This window comes from Streptomyces griseoflavus (assembly GCF_014649995.1).
Taxonomy (GTDB): domain Bacteria; phylum Actinomycetota; class Actinomycetes; order Streptomycetales; family Streptomycetaceae; genus Streptomyces; species Streptomyces griseoflavus.
Genome location: NZ_BMUC01000012.1, coordinates 1,845 through 3,254, shown reverse-complemented (window position 1 = coordinate 3,254; position 1,410 = coordinate 1,845). Strand labels below are relative to the sequence as shown.

Genomic DNA, 1,410 nt, shown 5'->3' with positions numbered 1-1,410 from the left:
AACACAGTGGACGCGAGCAACTGAGGACAAGCCCTCGGCCTATTAGTACCGGTCAACTCCACACGTTACCGTGCTTCCATATCCGGCCTATCAACCCAGTCGTCTACTGGGAGCCTTACCCTCTCTAGGAGGTGGGAGTCCTCATCTCGAAGCAGGCTTCCCGCTTAGATGCTTTCAGCGGTTATCCCTCCCGAACGTAGCCAACCAGCCATGCCCTTGGCAGAACAACTGGCACACCAGAGGTTCGTCCGTCCCGGTCCTCTCGTACTAGGGACAGCCCTTCTCAAGACTCCTACGCGCACAGCGGATAGGGACCGAACTGTCTCACGACGTTCTAAACCCAGCTCGCGTACCGCTTTAATGGGCGAACAGCCCAACCCTTGGGACCGACTCCAGCCCCAGGATGCGACGAGCCGACATCGAGGTGCCAAACCATCCCGTCGATATGGACTCTTGGGGAAGATCAGCCTGTTATCCCCGGGGTACCTTTTATCCGTTGAGCGACGGCGCTTCCACAAGCCACCGCCGGATCACTAGTCCCGACTTTCGTCCCTGCTCGACCCGTCGGTCTCACAGTCAAGCTCCCTTGTGCACTTACACTCAACACCTGATTGCCAACCAGGCTGAGGGAACCTTTGGGCGCCTCCGTTACTCTTTAGGAGGCAACCGCCCCAGTTAAACTACCCATCAGACACTGTCCCTGATCCGGATCACGGACCCAGGTTAGACATCCAGCACGACCAGACTGGTATTTCAACGACGACTCCACCCATACTGGCGTATGAGCTTCAAAGTCTCCCAGCTATCCTACACAAGCCGAACCGAACACCAATATCAAACTGTAGTAAAGGTCCCGGGGTCTTTCCGTCCTGCTGCGCGAAACGAGCATCTTTACTCGTAGTGCAATTTCACCGGGCCTATGGTTGAGACAGTCGAGAAGTCGTTACGCCATTCGTGCAGGTCGGAACTTACCCGACAAGGAATTTCGCTACCTTAGGATGGTTATAGTTACCACCGCCGTTTACTGGCGCTTAAGTTCTCAGCTTCGCCTGGACGAATCCAAGCTAACCGGTCCCCTTAACGTTCCAGCACCGGGCAGGCGTCAGTCCGTATACATCGCCTTACGGCTTCGCACGGACCTGTGTTTTTAGTAAACAGTCGCTTCTCGCTGGTCTCTGCGGCCACCCCCAGCTCGAGCAGCAAGTGCTCTCACCAGACGTGGCCCCCCTTCTCCCGAAGTTACGGGGGCATTTTGCCGAGTTCCTTAACCATAGTTCACCCGAACGCCTCGGTATTCTCTACCTGACCACCTGAGTCGGTTTAGGGTACGGGCCGCCATGAAACTCGCTAGAGGCTTTTCTCGACAGCATAGGATCATCCACTTCACCACAATCGGCTCGGCATCAGGTC

General features: G+C 56.1%; 1 rRNA gene (cut by a window edge). It reads right to left on the bottom strand.

The features are described 5' to 3' along the window. Positions 1-22: 22 nt before the first annotated feature. Positions 23-1,410, bottom strand: a 23S ribosomal RNA gene (locus IE172_RS23550); it runs 1,795 nt beyond the window's last position.